The 1,592-nt window shown below is 52.1% G+C and carries 2 protein-coding genes; both read right to left on the bottom strand.

From position 1 onward, the window contains the following. Positions 1 to 169: 169 nt before the first annotated feature. Positions 170 to 646, bottom strand: a complete 477-nt coding sequence (comJ, locus tag ACP7D4_RS27990) for a competence protein ComJ (protein WP_426212704.1) — start codon at positions 644 to 646, stop codon at positions 170 to 172. Positions 647 to 651: 5 nt separating this feature from the next. After that, complete coding sequence (locus ACP7D4_RS27985; RefSeq protein WP_426212703.1) at positions 652 to 1,485, bottom strand: RHS repeat-associated core domain-containing protein; 834 nt, start codon at positions 1,483 to 1,485, stop codon at positions 652 to 654. Between the last annotated feature and the right edge of the window lie 107 nt (positions 1,486 to 1,592).

The following is a 1,592-nucleotide window of genomic DNA, read 5'->3' as shown; positions in this document are numbered from 1 at the left end:
CAGGGATAGTAAAAATCCATGCTGGACGCCGCGATTTTAAGGTGATGTCAAGTGTTATTGTGAAAACATCGATAATAATTTACTGAAGTGCACGCCCATCGCTAACTTGGGTGGATTGGGCACTGACCCCGTGCCGCCGCGCTGACCCCGTGCCGCCGCGCTTTCTTCATCACCCCGGTTCGGCAATTTTCAACAGAATATCAGGTACCTGCAACTCCGGATCGGCCCGCAGGACGCGAAAATCCGGCGAAACATTAGTCAGGAACAGCAGTCGCACTGGCACTAAGCCGTTCGCGGCCTTCTCAAACAATTCAAATCGTAGGCTATATGATGCTGGCGCCAAGCTAACCATAACAGAATCGGCAACCGATGCAACCTCAAGTCCAACAGAGTTAGGAATCTCAAACGGGACTTCAATTACTCGCACGGCGGCCGGATCTACCGCTACGTCGTGATCAGATATAACGACAGAAATTTCGTGCTTGCCAGTCTCCTCGATCGTCCGAAAACAAGCACTACCTGGTCTCCACGCGAAGCCTTGCTCAAAGTGAGTTTGCTCCCAATTATTAAAAGGTGCGTCCAGCGTTTCCCAGAAAACACAAAGCTGTGAGTAACTTACATTTAACGAAAAATTCGCATTAGTCATAATTATTAATCCGTAACCCGTATTTGCACTTTTGCGCCGTTCGGCAGTCCTCGACAGGAGTTGCCTATGCACGCCCCAGCTGACATGTTATTACTACCATTGATAGGACGCACGCTTGCCCCAGTCCCCCCTTCCAAGAACATCGCCGGAGGGTACTCGTCTAGCTGTTTTCCAGCCACTTTTGCCATTCCGCCAATTGATGCTGCCCTGTTAGCATCAGCGCCCTCGCGCGCAATGGTAAGTATACTCGAGTGTCCCGCCGCAATGGCATCGGCAGCATGCTGTGCCACCTCACCGTGCTTGGCTAGCGAAAGCGTGATTGTCTTAGAGACTTGAGTGCTCGTTCCTGTTATCGCCTTGAACAGCGATACCGCACCTGCCCCCACCTTGAGGCCGACACCCCCCGGCGCACCGACCTGAGTGAGGCCAACGAAAACACCTTTCGATACGTCGCCATGAAAGCCCTGACTCAACGGTGGGGTGTTGTAAGCTACCGCAGGTGGCGGCGCATTGGAACAACTCCACTCTGAGTCAGCGCGGCCATCTGGATCAATATATTTAAACGGATTATTGCTCGCATACACATACCGGTTGAAGCTTGATCCAGTATTCGCATCGGTCACCACCGGATCAATGCTCAAAAACCGTCCCGCTACCGGATCATAGTACCGCTGCTGCATGTACGTCAAACCCGTATCAACATCATTCACATGTCCGGTAAAGCCAATCGTTGGCGTTGTTCCTGAAGCGGTGCGCCCATATGGCTCGTAACGCGTACGGCTGATCAGGCCCGCAGCCGTGTTGGTCCGTGCTACCGGGCTGCCCAGCAATCCACCCAAGTTAGCGATGGGCGTGCACTTCAGTAAATTATTATCGATGTTTTCACAATAACACTTGACATCACCTTAAAATCGCGGCGTCCAGCATGGATTTTTACTATCCCTGC

Origin of the sequence: Massilia sp. TWP1-3-3 (assembly GCF_049897805.1) — a bacterium.
Lineage (GTDB): Bacteria > Pseudomonadota > Gammaproteobacteria > Burkholderiales > Burkholderiaceae_D > Telluria_A.
This window is presented reverse-complemented; position numbering and strand designations above follow the sequence as displayed.